Raw genomic sequence first — 21,378 nt, forward strand, 5'->3', positions numbered from 1 at the left:
GTGAGAGTAGGGAACCGCCAGGTTATTATTAAGTGAAGAAGCCACCCATTGGGTGGCTTTTTTGCGTTTGGGCGAAAAGAAAAATACACCTATCTGTAAGCCGCCGGAACGAAACACATTTCTGACATACTGCTCTCATACTTTCATACTTTCATACTTTCATACTTTCTGTTTCGCTGAACCCACAGAAGTCGCCGGACTATCTGAATAATACAGAAAGTAATAGGAAGGTTGTCATCATTTACGGGAGTTACTGTTTTCCGCCGGATGCGGTGCGACAGGTGTGAACTGACAGGATAGTTTGCCGGTAAAATGAGTTGAAAAAGCAGCAGAAGGCGGATGGATAAAACTATCTGCTGCGATTCCTTAAAATTAATTTTCCTGTAACTGCTGCGTCCGCCATTTAGTCAGTTCAATCTGGCAGGCTTTCATTATATCGCCCGCACCGCTACCGCCAAAGGTTGCATCATAGCGATACCGGCATTCAGAATCACGGAAAGTAATAAAGGCAGATTGTGATGAATTCAGCGAGCGGATAGCTTCTTCGCTTCCGGCAGAATTGAGTGATGTAATTTCCTGTTTTTTCTGTAGCAGAACAGTATTCAGCTGCGTATCAGCAGTATTCAGTTTTTCATCGAGACAGCCTGCAAGTTTTGTCCGTGGCATATCTCCGATAGTCTGATAGCACTCCGCCAGTGGATCAGCTTTTTTTTCCTCTGCAGCGCTTACAGCAGAAAAACCAATACTCATACTGATAACGCCTGCAATTACTGCTATACGGGATAAATGCATTCTTGCTCCTTATTTCATATTCGTTATTGCCGGAGAAGCTCCCGGTTTATAGATTTATTCCGGGAAGCATTCCATGAAAACACGTCTAAAACAGAATATAAAAATAATATAATACCTGTGCCGGCTGACATGGCTGTTTGTGCTGTTTTGTTATTGAGTATTCTGTTTGTCATAGGTTTCTCCCGTACCATAAGGATATAAAACAATGCCACTTTCCGGATCTTTAATATCTACGGGTAAACGTCCGGCAGGAGAGTTAAGCGGGGTACTATTTTTTCCGGAGAATAGTGTCCTCAGGCCACTGCGGATATTAGTTTCCAGTGCGTTACGCTGACCATTTGTAATATCAAAACCGGTAATACCATAGATGGCGATATTGGCTTTTACATTATTCAGATACGCAATATCATATGGATCACGTGCAGATATCACGACTACAGGAATACCGGTACTATTGGCAGAATCAATAATAAATTGTGCATCAGTATTCCGGTTTTTCAGATTGTAGGTAACCAGTAAAATCAGATCCTGTCCGCTGATCATGTTGTTGATCTTTTTTTCTGAGAGTCTTTTTTTATCCGTTTTTATTTTTTGTGTGCTGACATGAATATGAGTTTCTGTTTCCCGCGCGATATCATCTAAGTGTTTCTTAATTAACAGATTACGGGGATGTTCATCAGAAATAACCAAAATCCGGTTATTCGGTTTCAGATGGTAAGGCAGAATACCGTCATTTTTTATGACAGTAACCGCTTGTTCTGACACGTAGTTTTCCTGATTTTTATGCTGTTCTGAAGCAACAATATGCTGTGCTTTCAGCGAATCCGCCGGTGATCCGGTGATCGTCTTATTCAGCTTCATCAGAACAACCCGCTTTGCTGATTCATCGATACGCTGCTGTAGTTCCGGGTTCTTTTGTGCCTGCTCATCCAGATAACGGTACAGATTATCAAGGCGTTTAACGGCATCCTCGTCCCACATTTTCACCGGCATCAGAATAATATCAGCACCTGCGGTCAGTGCGCGCTCCACGGCGAAATTGAGATCAAAATTATCGGTGATAGCTTTCATATCCATGGCATCTGTAATGATCAGCCCCTGAAAATGAAGCTCATCACGTAATATACCGGTCAGGATGGGTTTGGATAATGTCGCCGGTGTACCGGCTTTTGATCCGTCACGGGTTATTATTTTTGTATCGTCCAGGGCAGGGACAATAATATGGGCTGTCATAACAGCATCTGCCCCGTGCTGTAACGCGTAAGTAAAGGGGGGTAATTCTGTTTGCCGCCAGCTTTTTTCATCTGATGTGACAACGGGGAGAGCAACATGTGAGTCTGCCGAGACATTGCCGTGCCCGGGAAAATGTTTTAATGCGGTGATAATGCCGTGCTGATGAATTCCGCGGATATAGGCTGCTGACAGAATTTTTGTCAGTTCTTTTCTGTCAGAATAAGCCCGTACCCCGATAACCGGATTATTTTGATTATTGTTGATATCTGCGACCGGGCCAAAATTCATGTTAAATCCCAAAGCAGATAACTCACTGCCATGAATATCGCCTGTCAGTTTTGCTAATTCCGGATCTCTGGCTGCACCGAGGGCCATATTGCCCGGCATTTCAGTACCGACCCGTAACCGGGTGATATACCCACCTTCCTGATCTGTGCTGATAAATAAAGGCAGTTTGTAACGGGAGGACTGAATGTCATTAATTAACTGTACCGTCTGTGGTGTATCAATCAAATTTTCACGGAATAATATAACGCCACCTAATCTGTAATGAAAAATAATATTTTTAATATCATCATTTATATTAATAACCGGAACAGGAACAGGGCTTCGGAATATATCCCAATAGCGAAAGTCGAGTATCATCAACTGACCGATTTTTTCTGTCTGACTCATTCCGGAAACAATATATTCAGCGCTCTGTTCAGGATTATATCTGAGTTTTTCAAGTTCCTGTGGTATCAGCGGGGCCGCTGCCAGCTGAAAATGCAGCAATGATATAAATAACAGTATACTTTTTTTCACATTGACATCCTTTTCATGATGTTATTTCTGTTGTTTATTTTCACCGGAATTTTTTATTTTCTTATTAATCAGACCGCTAATAATTCCTTTTATGCTGATAGCCCGGTTTGCCGGATTTTTGCTCTAATTTCCGTTTGTCAGCAGGATATAACGGATAAATAAGGAAATCAAAAAATGATGAAAAAAACAGCATTGGCTCGTGCTATCTGTGGTGTGTTATTACTGAATTCAATCACAGCTTCTGCGGCCATAACGTATAAATATGAAAAGGATGTTACCGGACGAACTGTTTATGATAATCAGGTCGGTATGAATCCGAATCTGCGACCGGGTGATCCTTATTACGATGGGAAGCAGGTTATTGGCCGGGGCGGAAAGTCAGTCAATAGCTGGATTTTTGATCGCGGTACAGTTGAGGTGGATGACGGTGGCATACTGGATAAAGCTAAAGTGGGTGCCCCGAGAACAGCCGCTGAGCTGAACAACGGAAGTCGCCAGAATTTATATGAGCCGACCAATCTTGACGGGGAAGTCCGTATATTTGGCGGCGGAAAGGCAACGGATACACAAATTATTGGTAAGGGAATCGTTAACGTTTATGAAAATGCGCTTGTCAGTAATACATCAGTAAAAGAGATGGGGGTTCTGCGTTTTCATGTCGGCGGGGAAAGCCGGGATGATCTGAATGTTGAGCGGCAGGCATTTCTCATTCTGGATAATGATAATTTTGATAGTACCGGAAAAAATACTTTAATAGAAAAAGTTAATCTTGCGGGTAATCTCTTAATTCAGGATATGAGAACAGAGAGAGACAATAAAGATTTTAATATAGAATGGGAAGGCCGTAATATCAGCATTGATCCGATAAGCTATTTTCAGGTCGCAAATATTGATAGTCTTCATTTAGACCATGGTTCTGTCAGTCTGAAGCCCAAAATAAATGGCACGAATGCGATATTTAATGAACTGGTTGTAAAAGATCTCAGCGGACAGGGAACATTTTCATTCCATTCTCAGATCGCGGATGATATCAGTGATAAATTGGTAGTAACCAATAATGCAACCGGCGATTTTAAGGTTAATGTTTATGATACAGGAAAAGATATTTCCGATCCGGATGAAACCGTTGAACTTATTGAAATTAACAAAGGTGATGCGGAATTTAAACTTGCCGGGAATAATGGCGTGGTTGATCTTGGTATTTATAAATACCATCTTATTAAAGGCATAAAGAGTAACGGAAAATCAACCTGGTATTTAGCTACTAAAGCGGATCATATTCCGTATCCGGATATTGATCCGGGAGGCGAAACCCAGGGTGTACCCGATATCGATGAAAACGATGAGTATGTTCAGGAAATTGATGCGGAAACCGGAAAAGATGTCACTGATGATATCAGCACACCTGAACTCCGGGATATGTTATCTAACAGCGCACTGGCCGGGTTATCAATGACGTCAGTAAATCGCCAGATACTGCGCAGCGAAAATATGACTGGTCCGTCACGTCGTCATATTACGGATGAATTATCAGACAAGAAATATGGTGCCTGGGCAAATTACCGCTATGACAATACAAAGTTCAGTGACAGTGAAAGCCGGGCATTCAGAAATAGTCTGAATATTCTGGAGGTTGGCTACGATAAAATCAATAAAGCGCGTTATGGCGATATTGTATTCGGTTTATTTACCAGTGCAGGAAAAACCAAATCGACATTTGATTATACACCGGGACAGGGAAATACCGACAGCTTCGCTATCGGGGGATATACCCATTGGCAATATCAGGACTGGTATACCTCCGGGATGCTGAAAGGCTCCCATTTTAAAAACCGGCTGGATACACAAAGCAGCGGAGGGGCAGCGGTCAGCGGTTCCTTTAAGCAAAATGCACTGACTGTCAGTGCGGAAGCGGGTAAAAAACTGAATATTACACCGGAGATCAGTTTAACGCCTTATGGCCGGATAGATTACAGTCGTTTCAGTGAGGCGAAATATCAGTTATCTAACGGGATGGATATTCATGAACATAACAGCGACAGTGTGAATGGTGAAATTGGCTCACGTCTGAGTATGGATACACAAATTGATGATATTAAAATAAGTCCTTTTATGAATATCGGTGTTTCACATGAGTTTGTGAAAAACAATAAAGTGACACTGAATAAAAAAGATTTTTCAGCCAGAAATGAAACTACAACAGGTAAATATCAGGTGGGCGCAACTATTGCGTTAACGCCGGATACCCGGATAACCGGCAGCCTGGGTTATCGCCATGGTGATAAAAATGAATCACCTATTAATGCTTATATCGGATTGAAAGTCAGTTTTTAATTTTTATGCTGATAAAACAAACAGCCATACCGTGTCACCGGTATGGCTGTTTTCATTGTATTAATGCGTGGTACTTTCTTCCCGGGGTAATGCGGAAGCTGGTACCCCGAAGAGTTTGTCAAATGCCCAGTTAAAGAAAAACGTGTAGATCGGGATAAAAATAATCAGGGCAAAATCGAGCAGGAAAGCCTGAATTAAACTTACCGATAACCACCATGCAATCAGCGGAATAAGGAAAACCACCAGTGTCAGCTGAAATAAAACGGCGTGTACCAGTCTGCGGCGGAATGTCCGGATACGGGAGATCTGCCGGGATTCCCAGAATTCAAACAGGGTATTAAAAATAAAATTCCAGCTGACGGCGATGGTGGTAATGGCCAGTGCCAGCGGCCCGGTAACACCGGCGGAATTACCGGAAAGGACTGCCAGTGCTACTGATGAAATAGCCCAGCCGATGAGTTCATAGGTGGTGATAAAGACCAGTTTTCGTTTTAAACCCTGCATAGTTATATCCTGCTGCTGTTTACTGTAAAGAATTCGGCAAAAGTAAATCAATAGAGATGATAATAAAAGTCAGCTACTATCAGATTTTCTGACAGGCGGGAGGGGATATGCCGTTTAACAGTGATAATTTACAGCTCTTTCTGACGGTACTGGAAAAGGGATCATTTTCAGCCGCCGCGAGAGCGTTGCACCGTGTGCCGTCTGCTGTCAGTATGGCTGTCAGTAATCTGGAGGCGGAACTGGGATTTGCGTTATTTGAACGATCAGGGCGGGCACCGGTTCCGACTGAAAGGGCGATGGCGCTGGCGCCGTATGCCAGAGAAATAACCGATAAAATTCATCAGCTGAATGTGTTTACCCGCGAACTGACACAGGATGTGGAGAGTACGCTGGCGGTGGGTGTCGCAACCTGTGTGAATCCGCATTGCCTGTTTTCTGCATTACAGATACTGAATCAGCGTTATCCGTTGCTGAAGACGGAAATTTTATCCGGATCACAGGACGACATTCTGCCGCTGCTGCATCAGGGGCGTATCCAGCTGGCACTGGTCTTCGGCGGGCTGTATGTGGACCCGCTTGAGCAGTTTCACTGTATCGGCCATGAAGCCCTGGTGGCCACGATTTCTGCCGCACATCCTTCTCTTTCTCAGCAACAATCTGTTTATATTGAGGATTTAGTGCAGGCGAAACAAATTGTTATTGCCAGCCTTCACCATTCTCTCAGTGACGTGCGTTCACAGATGGCGACGAAAACCTGGCAGACCGATAATTTTATGATGGCGCTGGGGTTGGTTAAAGCCGGTATCGGCTGGGGGAATCTGCCGGAATCCATGATCCGGGAAGATGTGGCGGCCGGTACACTGAAAGTGCTGTCATTCCGCAATACCCGCAATGGTCTGGTGCTGCCGGTGCATATCGTCAGCCGGAAAGGGGATGTGCTGAAACGTGGCGCACAGGAGTGTATCGGACTGCTGACGGAAAGCCGTGTGTCCGCGGGAAATTAATTGTTATGATAACGGGATGAATCAGCAGAGAGGTACGCGTATGTTTGAAGTCCGTGATTTACAGGTTATTCAGGGCGGGAAAACATTGTGGGATGGCTTTTCTTTCCGGCTGAATGCCGGGGAGCGTCTGGGGATCTCAGCACCCAGCGGGTTTGGTAAAACAACGCTGGGGCGGATTCTGGCACAGTGGCAGCAGCCGCATTCCGGTGAACTGCTGCTGGACGGAAAGCCGGTGCCGGAAAATGGCTATTGTCCGGTACAGCTGGTGCCCCAGCATCCGGAGAAGTGTTTTAATCCGTACCGCACAACCGGTGCCGGGTTATACGATGCCTGGAAACCGGATGCGGAATGGCTGGAAAAGCTCTGTATTGAGTCTCACTGGCTGGAACGGCGTCCGGATGAACTGTCCGGCGGAGAGCTGGCAAGAATTGCACTGCTGCGGGCATTAGATCCGCGTACCCGCTTTCTGATCGCCGATGAGGTAACCGCTCAGCTGGACGCACATATTCAGGCGCAGGTCTGGCAGGTACTGATTGAAGAATCGGAAAAGCGGCCGCTCGGGCTGGTGGTGTTCAGTCATAATAAAGCGTTACTGGAGAAGGTATGCACGTCAGTTTGGGTTGCCGGGGAACAGGAAGGCATGCAATTACCTGATTTGGCGGTTTGACTTTTCCGGCCGGTAACATAAAAATACGAAGCTGATAAATAATAATGATAATTATTACTGATTTTGAAGGATCAGCGACGTGAAAAAAACTCTGCTCTGCTGCGCGGCATTTTCCGCATTTTCCGCGCAGGCCTCCTCTTCCTGCCAGTCATTGTCTGTTCCGGATGAGAAACAGACGATAATTGTCACCGGGACTTTTGATCACAACGGGCAGGCGTGTGTGCAGGTGCCGCTGTCTGAAAAGCAGGTTGTGATCGCGGAAAGTGAGAATATCCGTGATTTGTCACTCTATGACAGTCAGATGACACCCCGCCGGACACTGATTACGGACAATCCTGTCACCGAAATGCAATCTGTGTCATTCACGTTACCGTTTGATGACACATGGACGCTGGCGCCGCAGGGGGTACCCGGTTCAGAATGGAAGTTAGCACTTACAAACTATTCATATCAGCCGGTGGCTGAAAATATCTCTCTGCCGGTGGACAGCGTGCGTTTACAGCAGCTGATCACCCTGATCAACGGGCGTGATACCTCTGCATTCTGGCAGGCAGTGACGGAAACGCCGCTGGTGGAGGAGTATGATGAACACCACAAGCGCATCACTTTCCTCTGGCGTGGCGCAAAAGTGAATACTTACATACTTGGTGCACCTTCCGGGCAGCATGATCCGATGGCCAGACTGAATGATACTGATATCTGGTATCGTTCCTATATTGTCCCTGCCGGGACATTCAGCCAGTATAAAATTGCCCCCGATATTCCGTCGCTTGACGGTTCTGTTGAGGGCGCCCGCCGTAAAGCACTGCTGAGTACTGCACAGGCCGATCCGCGTAATCCGCTGAGCACGGGGGCTGACGGGGCTGACGAGTTTAACCGTCACGCTATCATTGCTTTGGATAACAACCGCGTATGTGATTTCCGGACGGCCGGGCAGCAACCGGTTTCCGGTACGGTGGCATTACATTCACTGCACAGTCAGATCCTGAATAATCAGCGGGAAATTGCCGTTTACACACCGGCGGCTCCGGGAAAAGAGCCCTGGCTGCTGGTGTTGTTTGACGGGCAGATATACCGCAAGAACTATCATATCGTCACATTTATTGATCAATGGCTGACCCGCGGGGAAATTCCGCCGTTGTATGTGGTGATGGTGGACAGTATCAGCAGTGAGCAGCGCGGCAAAGAACTGCCGCCGAATGAGCTGTTTCCGCAGTTTCTGGATAAAGAACTGATGCCGTGGCTCGTACAGCAGGGGATTGATATCCCTGCCGGGCGGACAATTATCTCCGGCAGCAGTTACGGCGGTCTGGCTTCCTCCTGGAATGCCATGAAATTACCCCATCGTTTCGGTAATGTACTGAGTATGTCCGGCTCTTACTGGTGGTCACCAGAAGGGGAACCGCCGGAATGGCTGATTCGCGAGTTTGCAGGTACTCACAAACTTCCGTTGCGGTTTTTCCTGGAGGCCGGTGTTTTTGAAACCCGTGCCGGCGCCGGCGGAATTTTACATAACAACCGGGCACTGCATCAGGTGTTACAGGAAAAAGGCTATGATGTTGTCCGTGAGGAGCGTCCGGGCGGGCATGATTATGTTTCATGGTGTGAAACGCTGCAGTCCGGACTGATACACCTGACTGACACAAAGGGGTCACAATAGTGTCACGCTGATGTCATAAGAGCGGATTAGGCTGTCCTGCGTTGATAACTGATAATTTTATTAATGACAAGGATTCTGCTGATGCTTCATGCGACGATGAAAACACGGGTTGCGGCCGCCGTTCTGGCACTGCTGACAGGTTCTGCATTACCGGCGGTTGCCGCGGGGAATGCAGATGCCATTCTGGCACAGGATCGTGCCGCCAAAGGCAATATCACGGAGTTCGGCGGTGCACGCCGCCTGTCGTCCGATCAGACTGAGGCGCTGAAAGCAGCTATCGGTCAGACCAAAGCAAAAAATGTGATTCTGTTTATCGGCGACGGGATGGGTGATTCCGAAATTACCGTGGCGCGTAACTACGCAGAGGGTGCAGGCGGCGTGTTTAAAGGGATTGATGCCCTGCCGCTGACTGGTCAGTACACCACATATGCGCTCGATAAAAAAACACAGAAACCGAATTATGTTACTGACTCCGCCGCGTCCGCGACAGCCTGGGCGTCCGGCGTGAAAACCTATAATGGTGCGCTGGGCATTGATGTCACCGGCAAACCGCACACCACTATTCTCGAACTGGCAAAGAAAAACGGCAAAGCGACCGGGAATGTCACCACTTCTGAAATTCAGGATGCCACGCCGGCAGCCCTGATATCTCATATCAGCCAGCGTAAATGCTACGGTCCGGAAGAAACGGCAGAGCGTTGCAGTACCGATGCCCTGGAAAACGGCGGATTGGGCTCTATCAGTGAGCAGCTGCTGAATGCCCGCGCGGATGTCACACTCGGCGGCGGGGCGAAGAGTTTCCGTCAGACAGCGAAAGCCGGGGACTATGCCGGGAAAACGCTGGAAGAGCAGGCAGCGGCACGGGGTTATCTGGTCGTCAAAGATGTCAAATCACTGGCGGATGTAAAAGCGGCAAATCAGGATAAACCGGTGCTTGGTTTATTCAGTGACGGCAATATGGAAGTCGCGTGGGAAGGCCCGAAAGCGTCCTACCGCGGCAACCTCGACAAACCTGTTGTGGAGTGCAAACCAAATTCAAAACTTGACCCGGATGCACCGACACTGGCTCAGATGACGGAAAAAGCCATTGATCTGCTGAAAGATCACGAAAACGGTTTCTTCTTACAGGTGGAAAGCGCATCTATCGATAAACAGGATCACGCTGCAAATGCCTGTGGTCAGATTGGCGAAACCGTTGCACTGGATGAAGCAGTACAAATCGGTATGGAATACGCGAAAAAGCATGGAGATACGCTGGTGATTGTGACCGCTGACCATGCCCATTCCAGCCAGATTATTGAAGCCGATGTGGTATCACCGGGGCTAACTCAGGCACTGCTGACCAAAGACGGCAGCGTGATGGCAGTCAACTACGGCAACTCGGAATCAGATTCGCAGGAGCATACCGGTGCCCAGCTGCGTGTGGCGGCATACGGTCCGGGGGCGGCGAATGTGGTGGGTCTGACGGATCAGACAGATTTATTCTTCACCATGCGGGATGCGATGGAACTGAAGTAATCTGCGGTACCTGATATTCACAATGTTCTGAAATGCTTTTCTTCATGTTGATAGTTTTACGTTGATGGTATTACGTTGATGGTATTACGTTGATGGTATTACGTTGATAGTATTATTTTGCTGATTTCAGCAGTGGCTGCCGCCGGTACTCTGTGCCGGCGGTTTTTTTATTATCTTTTGTAACATGATGATTTTTGAAATATATTTACCATAAGGTATACTTATCCGATGTCTCCGCCCGGGGACAGACATCCTGTATTCCGTAAAACTGTGTGTTTTATGCGATTTTTTTCTTCTGATGGCGGCGGTGTTTATTACTATTATCACATTGTGACACGGTGATCGTGTGATATACCGTTGATCTGATCGTTTTAACGGGAACACCATACTAATGACAACACCAGGCTGACGAAAACATTATGCTGACATTACTCCATCTTCTTTCATCCGTTGCGCTGCTGGTCTGGGGGACACACATTGTCCGGACCGGGATTATGCGCGTTTTTGGTGCGGATTTGCGGAGTCTGCTCGGAAAAAGCATCCGGAAAACATCACGGGCGTTTCTGGCCGGTCTGGGTGTGACCGCACTGGTACAGAGCAGTAACGCCACCGCATTGCTGGTGATCTCATTTGTGGCGCAGGGTATGATTGCGCTGCCGCCCGCACTGGTGATTATGCTGGGGGCTGATGTCGGAACGGCGCTGATGGCGCGGGTACTGACGTTTGACCTCTCCTGGTTATCACCACTGCTGATTCTGGCGGGGGTCAGCACGTTTCTCAGTCAGAAAAAGAGCCGGACAGGGCAGCTCGGGCGTGTTGGTATCGGGCTGGGTCTGATTCTTCTGGCACTTCAGCTGATCGTTACCTCCGCAGAGCCGATTACACAGGCTTCTGCGGTTCAGGCCGTTTTTACTTCACTGAGCGGGGATGCGGTGCTGGCTCTGCTGGTGGGCGCGCTGTTCGCCATGGTCAGTTATTCCAGCCTGGCGGCGGTTCTGCTGACAGCCACTCTGAGTGCCACCGGTCTGGTGCCGCTGCATATCAGTCTGGCGATAGTGATCGGTTCCAATCTCGGCAGCGGTTTTCTGGCGCTGATGAGCAGCCGGGGCCAGAATGCTGTTGCCCGTCAGGTCATGCTCGGCAGCCTGTTTTTCAAGCTGATTGGCTGTGTGCTGGTACTGCCGTGGGTAAAACCGCTGGCACTCTGGATCGGCCAGTACAATCTGCCGGCGGCGGAAGTGGTTATCTGGTTCCATGTTGTGTATAACCTGGCCCGCTGTGTGCTGATGCTGGCACTGGTAAAACCGATGGCACGGTTGTGTCAGCGGCTGGTCGCTGAACCGGAGGCGGCGGAGGATACGGCAGCGCCCCGTTATCTGGATCAGAGCGCACTGGATACACCGTCTCTCGCACTCGCCAATGCGGTACGGGAAACCCTGCGGCTGGGGGATGTCATTGAGCAGATGTTACAGCGCTTTGACAGCCAGCTGGCGGGAAAAGGTGAACAGAAACGGCTGATCGGCCATCTGGAAGAGGAAGCGGAACTGCTGCACAGCAGCATCAAACTCTATCTGGCGCAGTTGCAGCAGACTGAGCTGGGAGAGAGTGATTCCCGGCGCTGGGCGGAGGTGATTGATACCGCGATGTCGCTTCAGCAGTCTTCCCTGATTATCGGGCGGATGTCGCACGATGTGGCGAATCAGACCGCTGATCCGCAGCGCATCTTCTCAAAAGACGGCTACAGTGAACTGACCACCATGATGTCGCGGTTGCAAAATAACCTTAATCTGGCGATGTCAGTGTTTGTGTCCGGGGATGTGGATAATGCGCGGCGGCTGCGCCGGGCAAAACACCGGTTCCGTCTGCTGAATCAGCGTTATTCTTTTGCTCATGTGGAACGGCTGCATGTCAATAATCTGCAGAGTATCGGCAGCAGCCGCTTACATATAGGGCTGCTGGGGGATATGAAGCGTCTGAACTCTCTGTTTTGCTCTGTGGCCTATCATGTGTTAGAAGGTGTCGCAGAGATAAAACCAGAGACAACAAATGATGACACTTCTCACGAGACAGCTTGAACGCCGGGAGATTCAGGAGGTCTGGTCAATTGACCGGACAGTTTTGATCGCAGTGAAACAGCGGCAAAAGGGATGGGCGCGAAAGGGTTTTATATTTCATCCATTCCGTCAGAAAATACCGTGCATTTTTATCAGCACCCGGGATGCGAACTGATTGCAAAGCCGGACCCGGCGCTGTTTGCCCTTGAACCGGAAGATATCCATTTCGTGTATTTTTTCCGTGACTAATCATTTAACACATTAATATCCGGTTAATTTATAGACGCATTAATTATAGGTGTATGATTTTAAGGTATATAATCATGCACCTTTTTTGCATTTTATGTGAAAAAGCGGTTGCAACGGGCAGCAGATTATTTATGATAACAGGAATGATTCTCATTTCGTTATTGTAAGGAGTGGCTGTGATGCAAATCAAACACCCGCTTTCATCGTTTTTCTGGCAGCAGTTAACCGGAGTCGGTGGCATGATGCTGGCGCTGATACCGGTCGTGTTGTTTTTATCACAGGGACATGAACAGGAAGCCGCCCGCATTGCATTAGCGGTGGTGATTCTGCTGACAATGCCGATGCTGTATAACCGCGTATTGCGCCATTTCCTGCTGATTCCGGCAGGTATTGCATTTGTTCTGGGAAGTCTGCTCTGGTTTGAGCATCTGAGGATGTGATATCCGGAAGTAAAATTATTGCAGAAGATTGTCATAACAGTGGTGCGAAGGGGGGGACTTGAACCCCCACGTCCGTAAGAACACTAACACCTGAAGCTAGCGCGTCTACCAATTCCGCCACCCTCGCAGGTACTGTCATTCAATCTGCTGTCAGTTGTGTGTGATAAGATCTGATTGGTGCGAAGGGGGGGACTTGAACCCCCACGTCCGTAAGGACACTAACACCTGAAGCTAGCGCGTCTACCAATTCCGCCACCCTCGCAATTCAGAACTATCCTGTTACTGATAGCATGGAGGCGGATTTTAGCGGTTTTATCCGCGCCGTCAATAATTTTTTATCAAAATTGGTGACTTCGCTTAATTATTAGGCATTTGTGGCCAGGTAGATCTTAAATTTGCCGGTTTGCGCCAGCACCTTATGCTGACCAAACGTGCTGTCCAGCAGATCCGGGTACGGCAAAAAGGCGTTCGCCACGATGCAGAGTTTTCCGCCGCGGTTCAGGCGGGCTTTGGCACCGGAAATAAGGCGTTGTGCCGCACTGTAACTGGTGTTCAGTCCGTCGTGGAACGGCGGGTTAGCGACAATCCAGTCATAGCGGTCACTGATATCCGAATACACATCACTGGCGATAACACGGCCTTCCAGCTGATTGTGTGCCAGCGTTTCGCGTCCGGCTTCAAGAGCGGCGGCTGAGACATCACTGAGCGTCAGGGTCAGTCCCGGATTACGTTTGGCCAGTACGGTCGCAATAACACCACTGCCGCAGGCGATATCCAGCAGTGAGCCGGTCACCGGCTGGTTCAGTGATTCCAGCAGCAGCGCACTGCCGACATCAATATTATCCTGACTGAATACACCCGGCAGCGTCACGATTTGCGCGCCTTCTGCGGTATAACTGCCGAACCACTCTTTCAGGGCAAAGTGTGCCGGCGTGGTCAGTTCGCCGTAATAGAGGCCGCAGCGGCGCGCGCTGTCGATTTTACGGAGTGCCGTGAACGGCTCTGTCATTTTTTCCGCACTGCGGACACCACTGCGGTTTTCACCGACAATAAAAATATTGCTGCCAACCGGCAGACAGGAAAAAATCTGGGTCAGCTGGAACAGGGCTTCCTGTTTACTCTTCGGCCAGAAATAGATCAGTGTGTCGCACTGTGCGGCCGCTTCCGGGCTGACGGTCAGTGCAAAGGCAGCACGATCGCCCAGCGGTGCACGTAAAGCCTGCCACTGATGATACTGACTGGTGCTGACATACACTGACTGTGCGGAAAGCTGTGCGGCAAGGGGATCCTGAATGTCCCCGGCAAGCAGGACACGGCTCCCGGTAAATTCGTCTGCATGACGTAAAATCACTTCACTGGCCGGGGTAAGCATGGACATCCGTTAACTCCTGTAAATCATAATTCGGCAGCATTGGCGCGGGCAGCGCGCTTTGCTAAGATAGTGTCGTTTGTTATTTCAGGGATACATTATGACGCGACGAGACAGAATGCTGGCTCAGATGGGGATCACCCAATGGACGCTGCGTCAGCCGCAGCGCCTGAAAGGGGAGCTGTCTGTACAGATCCCGGCTTCGGCACGTCTGCTGATCATAACCGATGAGCAGGCAGATCTCACCTGTGATTTACTCAGCGATATATTTCGCAGCCTGAATATCACGGCAGAAGATGTTTACTGCATCACGCCGGATAATGTGCAGAGTATCCCGGCGCAGACAAATTGCCTGTGCTGGCTGCCGGGAACGGAAGCTGAACTGCCGGATTCACTGCCTTCATTACACTCACCCCGTATTGCCGATCTGTATCAGGATGCGCAGGCAAAACGTGGTTTATGGACACAAATTTATCATTATGATCACGCTGTCACCGCTGCTTCCCGCTGATTTTGCCGCCGCATTCCGTATTGAGCAGGCCGCTCACGCTTATCCCTGGAGTGACGCCACATTCCGCAGTAATCACGGCGAACGCTACCATAACCTGAAGCTGGAAACAGACGGGGAACTGGCCGGATTCGCTATCAATCAGACCGTGCTGGATGAAGCGACACTGTTTAATATTGCGGTTTCGCCTGAACATCAGGGAAAAGGTTATGGCCGTCAGTTACTGGAAAAAGTGATTGAGGATCTGACCGCAAAAGGGATTGCGACACTCTGGCTGGAAGTCAGGGCGTCAAACAAGCCGGCGATTGCACTGTATGAATCCCTCGGTTTTAATGAGGTCTCTGTCCGGAAAAATTATTATCCGGCGGCGCAGGGCAAAGAAGATGCGCTGATTATGGCGCTTTATCTGAGTTTCGGAATGTAATAGTGCGATAAACCGGATAAAACGGCGGTTTTTTATCCTTTTCGGTAATTTTCTGCGTGCTACCGTGATGGTATATATCCATCACAGGTACGTCTCCTCATGTTTATCCATAAAATTATCACACCGATGTTTGTCCGGCGCTTTGAATGCGCCGGTTCTGAGTGCCTTTCGCACTGCTGTCAGGATTGGTTTATCAGTATTGATAAGAAAACCTATAAAAAATATCACAGTGCTGACAGCATTGAAATTAAACAGATTTCTCAGGATCATGTGCTTAAATCGGAGCGCACCGATGCATATGCCTATATCCGGCTGACTGATGATAAACAGTGCCCGTTTCTGACGGAAAAACGGTTGTGCGGGATCTACAGCAAACTCGGGCCTTCAGCGATGAGTGATACCTGCCGTGAGTATCCGCGAAGTGAAGTGAAATATCAGAATGCAACCTTTAAACGTTTATCCCTCTCCTGCCCGGAAGTTGTCCGGCAATTGTTGTTTTCCGCCGATGCGATGCAACTGACAGAAGAAGATCAGTACCTGAAAAATGCACCGCAGAGTGCGGCGCTGACCGATCCGCAATACCTGGTCTATCTCTGGTGTCTGAACCTGGTGCAGGCGCCTTCACCGGAATTTGAGGATAACCTCTATGCGGTCATGCAATTGCTGACGTTTATCAGCAAACTCAGTTATGACATTGAGGCGAATTTCGACCGTATTCAGGGTGTGTATGAATTTCTGCTCAATGCAACGGAAAACGGTGAACTGACAGCAGAACGCAGAGCACTGCCGCATCCGGTCAGTTTTCAGACGGCGGCGCTGAGTATTTACGGCAAATTTATTCCGAAACTGTCCCGCAGCGGCAGTTTTTTACTTTCGACTTATATCAATACGCTCACACAACTCGGAATGGACGAACAGCAGACGGCAGAACGCACAGAAGAAAATATGGCGCGTCTTCGGGCCGAATGGAAAGTGCAGCAGCAGAACAGTTGTCTGAATGAATCGTATACATTGCGCAACCTGTTTTCTTATCTGCTGTATCACAGCCAGTTTCCGCACGCGGATAATTTCGCCGGTGAGGTTACCGGGACCCGTAATGCCCTGTCTCATTTCAGTCTGCTGGTGATGGATTATTTCTATCTGCGCACCAATCTGGCGGCACTGGCGGCAACGGAAAAACGGCCACTGAAAGAGTCAGATATTCAGCTTCTGATGGGGGCGTATTTCTCACTGAAAATGCATATGGGTGATATTAATACAGACTTACTGGCACTGATGGATCGTTGTCAGATGAGCGACGCACTCGCCTGTATCTGCCTGCTTGATAACTGAACCCGGGGCATTTTTCAGGCTTTTGTTGTCTCACGGGGCAATCCGGGCGAAAATAAGCGCCATTAATGAGAAATCAGAGGCGGGAACCGCGTGTTTCCGCCCCGCAGCCCCAGAAGAACACTCAGATGTCAAATAATGCATTTTTACAGGAAGTGGCCAAGCGCCGCACCTTTGCGATCATTTCGCACCCCGATGCCGGTAAAACCACTATTACCGAAAAAGTCCTGCTGTTCGGACAGGCAATCCAGAAAGCCGGTACAGTCAAAGGCCGCGGTTCTAACCAGCACGCCAAATCTGACTGGATGGAGATGGAAAAACAGCGCGGGATCTCTATCACCACATCGGTGATGCAGTTCCCGTATCACGATGCACTGGTAAACCTGCTGGATACCCCGGGGCATGAAGACTTCTCCGAAGATACCTACCGTACCCTGACGGCGGTTGACTGCTGTCTGATGGTTATCGATGCGGCAAAAGGGGTCGAAGATCGTACCCGTAAGCTGATGGAAGTTACCCGTCTGCGTGATACGCCAATCCTGACCTTTATGAACAAACTTGACCGCGATATCCGTGACCCGATGGAGTTACTGGATGAGGTGGAAAACGAGCTGAAAATTGCCTGCTCACCAATCACCTGGCCTATCGGCTGCGGTAAGCTGTTCAAAGGGGTCTATCACCTGTACCGCGATGAAACTTATCTGTATCAGACCGGCCAGGGGCACACCATTCAGGAAGTCCGCACCGTAAAAGGGCTGAATAACCCGGATCTGGATGCCGCTGTCGGTGAAGAGCTGGCGGCGCAGCTGCGTGATGAATTGGAACTGGTGCAGGGCGCATCCCATGAATTCGATGAGGAGCTGTTCCTCGCCGGTGAACTGACACCGGTCTTCTTCGGCACCGCACTGGGGAACTTCGGGGTGGATCATATGCTGGACGGCCTGGTTTCCTGGGCACCGGCACCGATGCCGCGTCAGACCGATGTCCGTGAAGTGACGGCGAAAGAAGATAAATTCACCGGATTTGTGTTTAAAATTCAGGCCAATATGGATCCTAAACACCGTGACCGTGTGGCGTTCCTGCGCATTGTGTCCGGTGTGTATGAAAAAGGCATGAAACTGCATCAGGTGCGTCTCAAAAAAGATGTCGTGATTTCTGATGCGCTGACCTTTATGGCCGGTGACCGTGCCCATGTGGATTGCGCGTATCCCGGCGATATCATCGGGTTGCATAACCACGGTACTATTCAGATTGGTGATACCTTCACACAGGGCGAGATTCTGAAATTCACCGGTATCCCGAACTTTGCACCGGAACTGTTCCGCCGTATCCGTCTGCGCGATCCGCTGAAACAGAAACAGCTGCTCAAAGGGCTGGTTCAGTTGTCTGAAGAAGGCGCGGTACAGGTCTTCCGTCCGCTGGCAAACAACGACCTGATTGTCGGGGCGGTGGGTGTGCTTCAGTTTGATGTGGTGGTTGCCCGTCTGAAAAGCGAGTACAACGTCGAAGCTATTTATGAGGCGGTTAACGTCTCTACCGCCCGCTGGGTGGAATGTGACGATGCGAAAAAACTGGAAGAGTTCAAACGCAAAAACGAACTGCATCTGGCACTCGACGGCGGCGATAACCTTTCTTATATCGCACCGACTATGGTGAACCTGAATCTCACCGCAGAACGCTATCCGGATGTGAGTTTCCACAAAACCCGTGAGCACTGACAGAAAAATAACGCTCCTCCGGGCGCGTTCAGGCCGCTGACAAACCCGCAGGGGTTGGCGACGACCGCCAGAGGTTGTAAAAATAAATCAGGAAAATCAACCTGTTGATTTTCGGCTGATAACACAAAGCAGGAAAAACCGCGTTTTATCCTGCTTTGTCAGCAATCTCAGCGCGCCTCCGGGCGCGTTTTTTTTATGCCGGAGTTAAGATACACTGACGGACAGATGATGTTCATCATGAAAATGAAGAAGGATAAGATAATGCGCAATACCATGAAATCACTGGCCGTCCTGCTGGTCAGCGGCGCGCTGTTCAGTGCATCCGCAATGGCGGAAGAATCCCTGAGTCAGAAAGCCGGTCAGGCGTGGGACAGTGCTTCTCAGTCTGCAGAAGATCTGGGTAAACAAGCGGAGCAGAAATTTGACGGTGCGGTAAACGATGCTTCACTGCTGGTGGATGACAGCACGATCACCGCCAAAATCCGCGGTCAGCTGTTAAGCGCTGATGGCATTGACAGTAATGATATCGCGGTGAAAACCATTAATGGTACTGTGTATCTCTCCGGGTTTGTCACCACAGAGGCTCAGCGCACACAGATTATTAATATTGCCAAAGATATTCCCGGCGTCCGTGCGGTGGAAGTCAGCATCGGGCAGTATAAATAACCGGCCGGCTGTTCGTGCCGGGGGATGAGAGAATGGGAACGTATATCCCGGTGACACCCGGGAAAATCGCACCACTGGCCTGGTTGCCTGATCCGCTTCAGGCAACCGGAAAACTGGCGCTGGTCTGCGAAGGCGGCGGACAGCGCGGGATCTTTACAGCCGGTGTGCTGGATGAATTCCTTAAAGCCGGGTTTAACCCGTTTGATTTACTGATAGGGACATCTGCCGGTGCGCAAAACCTGTCAGCATATCTGTGCGGCCAGCGCGGGTATGCCCGTCACATCATTACCCGTTACACCACGGATAAACAATTCTTTAATCCGCTGCGTTTTATCCGCGGCGGAAATCTTATTGATCTCGACTGGCTGATTAACACGACGTCGGCTGAATGTCCGCTGGATATCGCACATGCCTTACGGCGTTTTGAACAGGGGCAGGAGTTTTATATGTGTGCCAGCCGGGCGGATAACCTGGATGCCGCCTATTTTAGTCCGCGGGCCGGAGACTGGCTGGAATATATCAAAGCGTCCAGCGCCATCCCCGGGTTTTACCGCGAAGGGGTGGAGATTGACGGCATTACATATCATGACGGGGGGATCAGCGATGCCGTGCCGGTTATTGAGGCGTGGCGGCGGGGTGCTACCCGGATTGTGGTGATCCGGACTGTCCCGTCACAGCTCTATTACACGCCGGAGTGGGTGAAACGGATGGAGCGCTGGCTGGAAAAAAGTCATCTGAAGCGGATGGTGGCGATGATGAAGCAGCACGCCAAAAGCTATTACCGGACACAAAAGTTTATTCAGTCACCGCCGCCGGGTGTTGAAATTGCTGAAATTTATCCGAATGCGCCACTGGCGAGCAATGCACTCGGCAGCCGGGTAAAAACCCTGATGCAGGATTACCGCCTGGGCCGCCGCAGCGGACGCTATTTTCTCGCGACACTCGGTAACCGCTGGGCGGCTTATGAGCCGGTACGGACATCTGTACTGCGCGTTCCGCCTGCTTCTAACGATAATGATACACAATTACCGGTTACTGACGGCTCCGCAGCAGTATTACACTCACCGGAATATTCACCGGGACACTCACCAGAAAAGCCGGCGGACTGAATAAATGCAATTTATTGATACTCACTGCCATTTTGATTTTCCGTTTTTTACGGATAACCTTGCCCGTCATAAAGCCGCAGCGGCACAGGCCGGGCTGACTGATATTATTATCCCGGCGGTCAGTCATTGGAATCTCGGTACGGTGGCCGGGTTGTGCCGCTCATCCGGCAGTGAGCTTCCCCGCCTGCATGCCGCATTCGGCCTGCATCCGCTTTATATTGCGGAACATACACCAGCGCATCTGGAACAGCTTGAGTCGCTGATCAGCGAAAGCGGCGCAGAATGCGTAGCGGTCGGGGAGATCGGTCTGGATCGCTATATGGATGATCCGCAGTGGGATAAGCAGCTTGATTTTTTTATCGCTCAGCTGAAGTTAGCTGCGCGGGCGGATAAACCGGTTATTCTGCATTCCCGTAAAACCCATGACACGCTGGCGGCAGTTCTGCGCCGCCATCTGGTTCCCCGCAGTGGTGTAGTTCACGGTTTTGCAGGCAGTTTTGCCCAGGCGGATGCGTTTGTGAAACTGGGGTATTACATCGGCGTCGGCGGTACGATTACTTATGAGCGGGCGCAGAAAACCCGGCGGGCAATCGCACAGCTCCCGCTTTCTGCGTTATTGCTGGAAACGGATGCCCCGGATATGCCGCTCAGTGGTTTTCAGGGCGAACCGAACCGCCCGGAGCGGATTGTCCGCACGTTTGAGGTGCTCTGTTCACTGCGCAGTGAATCTCCGGAGGAGATTGCTGCTCAGATTTATCGCAATAGCTGTACACTTTTTTCCCTGCAATCATCTGATTAAGATTCCTGAATCGATTTTCCCCCGATTTTGTTCTGTTGCAGCCGGTATTCCGTGTGCCAAAACACCTGAAATCACCTACAATTGTAAACAGATGTTATTTCATGTTAGTTATCTGATTAAATATCCGTCAATTCCCGGTTCCTCAGGGATTTTTCAGAGAAAAACAGTTGAATAATGTGATTGTCATCATGTTTTCG

Annotated in this window: 18 protein-coding genes, 2 tRNA genes and 1 pseudogene; 15 read left to right on the forward strand and 6 right to left on the reverse strand. The window is 49.6% G+C overall.

Going from position 1 to position 21,378, the window contains the following annotated elements; all coding sequences use genetic code 11:
- Positions 1-372 precede the first annotated feature (372 nt).
- Entirely contained in the window at positions 373-750 is a 378-nt protein-coding gene (locus R5268_RS11855; protein ID WP_317419471.1) for a lysozyme inhibitor LprI family protein, read from the reverse strand.
- A gap of 192 nt (positions 751-942) precedes the next feature.
- Positions 943-2,829, reverse strand: coding sequence for a glycoside hydrolase family 3 protein (locus R5268_RS11860; RefSeq protein WP_317419469.1), 1,887 nt, complete (start codon positions 2,827-2,829; stop codon positions 943-945).
- Positions 2,830-3,003: 174 nt separating this feature from the next.
- Here R5268_RS11860 and R5268_RS11865 point away from each other — a divergent pair, with 174 nt between their 5' ends.
- The gene (locus tag R5268_RS11865) at positions 3,004-5,163 is read left to right on the forward strand and encodes an autotransporter outer membrane beta-barrel domain-containing protein (protein WP_317419467.1); all 2,160 of its coding nucleotides are present in this window, start codon (positions 3,004-3,006) and stop codon (positions 5,161-5,163) included.
- 60 nt (positions 5,164-5,223) lie between these two features.
- Here R5268_RS11865 and R5268_RS11870 read toward each other — a convergent pair whose 3' ends face one another.
- Positions 5,224-5,667, reverse strand: coding sequence for a PACE efflux transporter (locus R5268_RS11870; protein ID WP_052926022.1), 444 nt, complete (start codon positions 5,665-5,667; stop codon positions 5,224-5,226).
- A 107-nt stretch (positions 5,668-5,774) separates the two neighbouring features.
- On the opposite strand from R5268_RS11870, the gene R5268_RS11875 reads away from it, so the two are divergent.
- The 7 genes and pseudogenes from R5268_RS11875 (at position 5,775) to R5268_RS11905 (ending at position 13,259) form a co-directional block, all read left to right on the forward strand.
- Positions 5,775-6,671, forward strand: coding sequence for a LysR family transcriptional regulator (locus tag R5268_RS11875; protein ID WP_046894015.1), 897 nt, complete (start codon positions 5,775-5,777; stop codon positions 6,669-6,671).
- A gap of 40 nt (positions 6,672-6,711) precedes the next feature.
- Positions 6,712-7,338 carry an ATP-binding cassette domain-containing protein gene (locus R5268_RS11880; protein WP_218411139.1) on the forward strand — a complete coding sequence of 209 codons (627 nt, stop codon included), beginning with the start codon at positions 6,712-6,714 and terminating at the stop codon, positions 7,336-7,338.
- A 79-nt stretch (positions 7,339-7,417) separates the two neighbouring features.
- Complete coding sequence (locus R5268_RS11885; protein WP_317419462.1) at positions 7,418-8,998, forward strand: alpha/beta hydrolase-fold protein; 1,581 nt, start codon at positions 7,418-7,420, stop codon at positions 8,996-8,998.
- An 81-nt stretch (positions 8,999-9,079) separates the two neighbouring features.
- Positions 9,080-10,516 carry an alkaline phosphatase gene (gene phoA, locus R5268_RS11890; RefSeq protein ID WP_317419460.1) on the forward strand — a complete coding sequence of 479 codons (1,437 nt, stop codon included), beginning with the start codon at positions 9,080-9,082 and terminating at the stop codon, positions 10,514-10,516.
- A 419-nt stretch (positions 10,517-10,935) separates the two neighbouring features.
- Positions 10,936-12,591 carry a Na/Pi cotransporter family protein gene (locus R5268_RS11895; RefSeq protein WP_107680469.1) on the forward strand — a complete coding sequence of 552 codons (1,656 nt, stop codon included), beginning with the start codon at positions 10,936-10,938 and terminating at the stop codon, positions 12,589-12,591.
- A gap of 72 nt (positions 12,592-12,663) precedes the next feature.
- A pseudogene (locus tag R5268_RS11900) lies at positions 12,664-12,819 on the forward strand (GNAT family N-acetyltransferase); the annotation flags it as partial.
- A 179-nt stretch (positions 12,820-12,998) separates the two neighbouring features.
- Positions 12,999-13,259 (forward strand): DUF1435 family protein, encoded by a 261-nt coding sequence (locus tag R5268_RS11905; RefSeq protein WP_046894019.1) that lies wholly within the window; start codon positions 12,999-13,001, stop codon positions 13,257-13,259.
- Positions 13,260-13,299: 40 nt separating this feature from the next.
- Here R5268_RS11905 and R5268_RS11910 read toward each other — a convergent pair.
- From R5268_RS11910 to rsmC, 3 genes are all read right to left on the reverse strand, one after another.
- Positions 13,300-13,386, reverse strand: a tRNA-Leu gene (locus R5268_RS11910).
- Between the two features lie 48 nt (positions 13,387-13,434).
- Positions 13,435-13,521, reverse strand: a tRNA-Leu gene (locus R5268_RS11915).
- A gap of 102 nt (positions 13,522-13,623) precedes the next feature.
- A complete protein-coding gene (gene rsmC, locus R5268_RS11920) occupies positions 13,624-14,637 on the reverse strand; it encodes a 16S rRNA (guanine(1207)-N(2))-methyltransferase RsmC (RefSeq protein ID WP_046894020.1) in 1,014 nt (337 codons plus the stop codon).
- 91 nt (positions 14,638-14,728) lie between these two features.
- Here rsmC and R5268_RS11925 point away from each other — a divergent pair, with 91 nt between their 5' ends.
- From R5268_RS11925 to R5268_RS11955, 7 genes are all read left to right on the forward strand, one after another.
- Positions 14,729-15,139, forward strand: a complete 411-nt coding sequence (locus R5268_RS11925) for a DNA polymerase III subunit psi (protein WP_046894021.1) — start codon at positions 14,729-14,731, stop codon at positions 15,137-15,139.
- Entirely contained in the window at positions 15,108-15,560 is a 453-nt protein-coding gene (gene rimI / locus R5268_RS11930) for a ribosomal protein S18-alanine N-acetyltransferase (RefSeq protein WP_182106401.1), read from the forward strand. The genes R5268_RS11925 and rimI overlap by 32 nt, the downstream gene beginning before the upstream one ends.
- Positions 15,561-15,659: 99 nt before the next feature.
- The gene (fliB, locus tag R5268_RS11935; protein WP_317419458.1) at positions 15,660-16,892 is read left to right on the forward strand and encodes a flagellin lysine-N-methylase; all 1,233 of its coding nucleotides are present in this window, start codon (positions 15,660-15,662) and stop codon (positions 16,890-16,892) included.
- A gap of 125 nt (positions 16,893-17,017) precedes the next feature.
- A complete protein-coding gene (gene prfC, locus R5268_RS11940) occupies positions 17,018-18,607 on the forward strand; it encodes a peptide chain release factor 3 (protein ID WP_046894183.1) in 1,590 nt (529 codons plus the stop codon).
- A gap of 237 nt (positions 18,608-18,844) precedes the next feature.
- The gene (locus R5268_RS11945) at positions 18,845-19,273 is read left to right on the forward strand and encodes a BON domain-containing protein (RefSeq protein ID WP_317423102.1); all 429 of its coding nucleotides are present in this window, start codon (positions 18,845-18,847) and stop codon (positions 19,271-19,273) included.
- Between the two features lie 32 nt (positions 19,274-19,305).
- Positions 19,306-20,382: a patatin family protein gene (locus R5268_RS11950; protein ID WP_317419457.1), complete on the forward strand. Its 1,077-nt coding sequence runs from the start codon at positions 19,306-19,308 to the stop codon at positions 20,380-20,382.
- Positions 20,383-20,386: 4 nt separating this feature from the next.
- Positions 20,387-21,181: a TatD family hydrolase gene (locus R5268_RS11955; protein WP_317419456.1), complete on the forward strand. Its 795-nt coding sequence runs from the start codon at positions 20,387-20,389 to the stop codon at positions 21,179-21,181.
- Positions 21,182-21,378: the final 197 nt, after the last annotated feature.

Source organism: Morganella sp. BCCO 40_0007, assembly GCF_032989665.1.
Taxonomy (GTDB): Bacteria; Pseudomonadota; Gammaproteobacteria; order Enterobacterales; family Enterobacteriaceae; genus Morganella; species Morganella sibonii.

Bases quoted from the DNA above. Each gene is read 5' to 3' on its own strand.
- R5268_RS11870 (WP_052926022.1), bottom strand. From the start codon at position 5,667: ATGCAGGGTTTAAAACGAAAACTGGTCTTTATCACCACCTATGAACTC.
- R5268_RS11925 (WP_046894021.1), top strand. From the start codon at position 14,729: ATGACGCGACGAGACAGAATGCTGGCTCAGATGGGGATCACCCAATGG.
- prfC (WP_046894183.1), top strand. From the start codon at position 17,018: ATGTCAAATAATGCATTTTTACAGGAAGTGGCCAAGCGCCGCACCTTT.
- fliB (WP_317419458.1), top strand. From the start codon at position 15,660: ATGTTTATCCATAAAATTATCACACCGATGTTTGTCCGGCGCTTTGAA.
- R5268_RS11880 (WP_218411139.1), top strand. From the start codon at position 6,712: ATGTTTGAAGTCCGTGATTTACAGGTTATTCAGGGCGGGAAAACATTG.
- phoA (WP_317419460.1), top strand. From the start codon at position 9,080: ATGCTTCATGCGACGATGAAAACACGGGTTGCGGCCGCCGTTCTGGCA.
- rimI (WP_182106401.1), top strand. From the start codon at position 15,108: ATGATCACGCTGTCACCGCTGCTTCCCGCTGATTTTGCCGCCGCATTC.
- R5268_RS11950 (WP_317419457.1), top strand. From the start codon at position 19,306: ATGGGAACGTATATCCCGGTGACACCCGGGAAAATCGCACCACTGGCC.
- rsmC (WP_046894020.1), bottom strand. From the start codon at position 14,637: ATGTCCATGCTTACCCCGGCCAGTGAAGTGATTTTACGTCATGCAGAC.
- R5268_RS11955 (WP_317419456.1), top strand. From the start codon at position 20,387: ATGCAATTTATTGATACTCACTGCCATTTTGATTTTCCGTTTTTTACG.
- R5268_RS11945 (WP_317423102.1), top strand. From the start codon at position 18,845: ATGAAAATGAAGAAGGATAAGATAATGCGCAATACCATGAAATCACTG.
- R5268_RS11905 (WP_046894019.1), top strand. From the start codon at position 12,999: ATGCAAATCAAACACCCGCTTTCATCGTTTTTCTGGCAGCAGTTAACC.
- R5268_RS11895 (WP_107680469.1), top strand. From the start codon at position 10,936: ATGCTGACATTACTCCATCTTCTTTCATCCGTTGCGCTGCTGGTCTGG.
- R5268_RS11875 (WP_046894015.1), top strand. From the start codon at position 5,775: ATGCCGTTTAACAGTGATAATTTACAGCTCTTTCTGACGGTACTGGAA.
- R5268_RS11855 (WP_317419471.1), bottom strand. From the start codon at position 750: ATGAGTATTGGTTTTTCTGCTGTAAGCGCTGCAGAGGAAAAAAAAGCT.
- R5268_RS11865 (WP_317419467.1), top strand. From the start codon at position 3,004: ATGATGAAAAAAACAGCATTGGCTCGTGCTATCTGTGGTGTGTTATTA.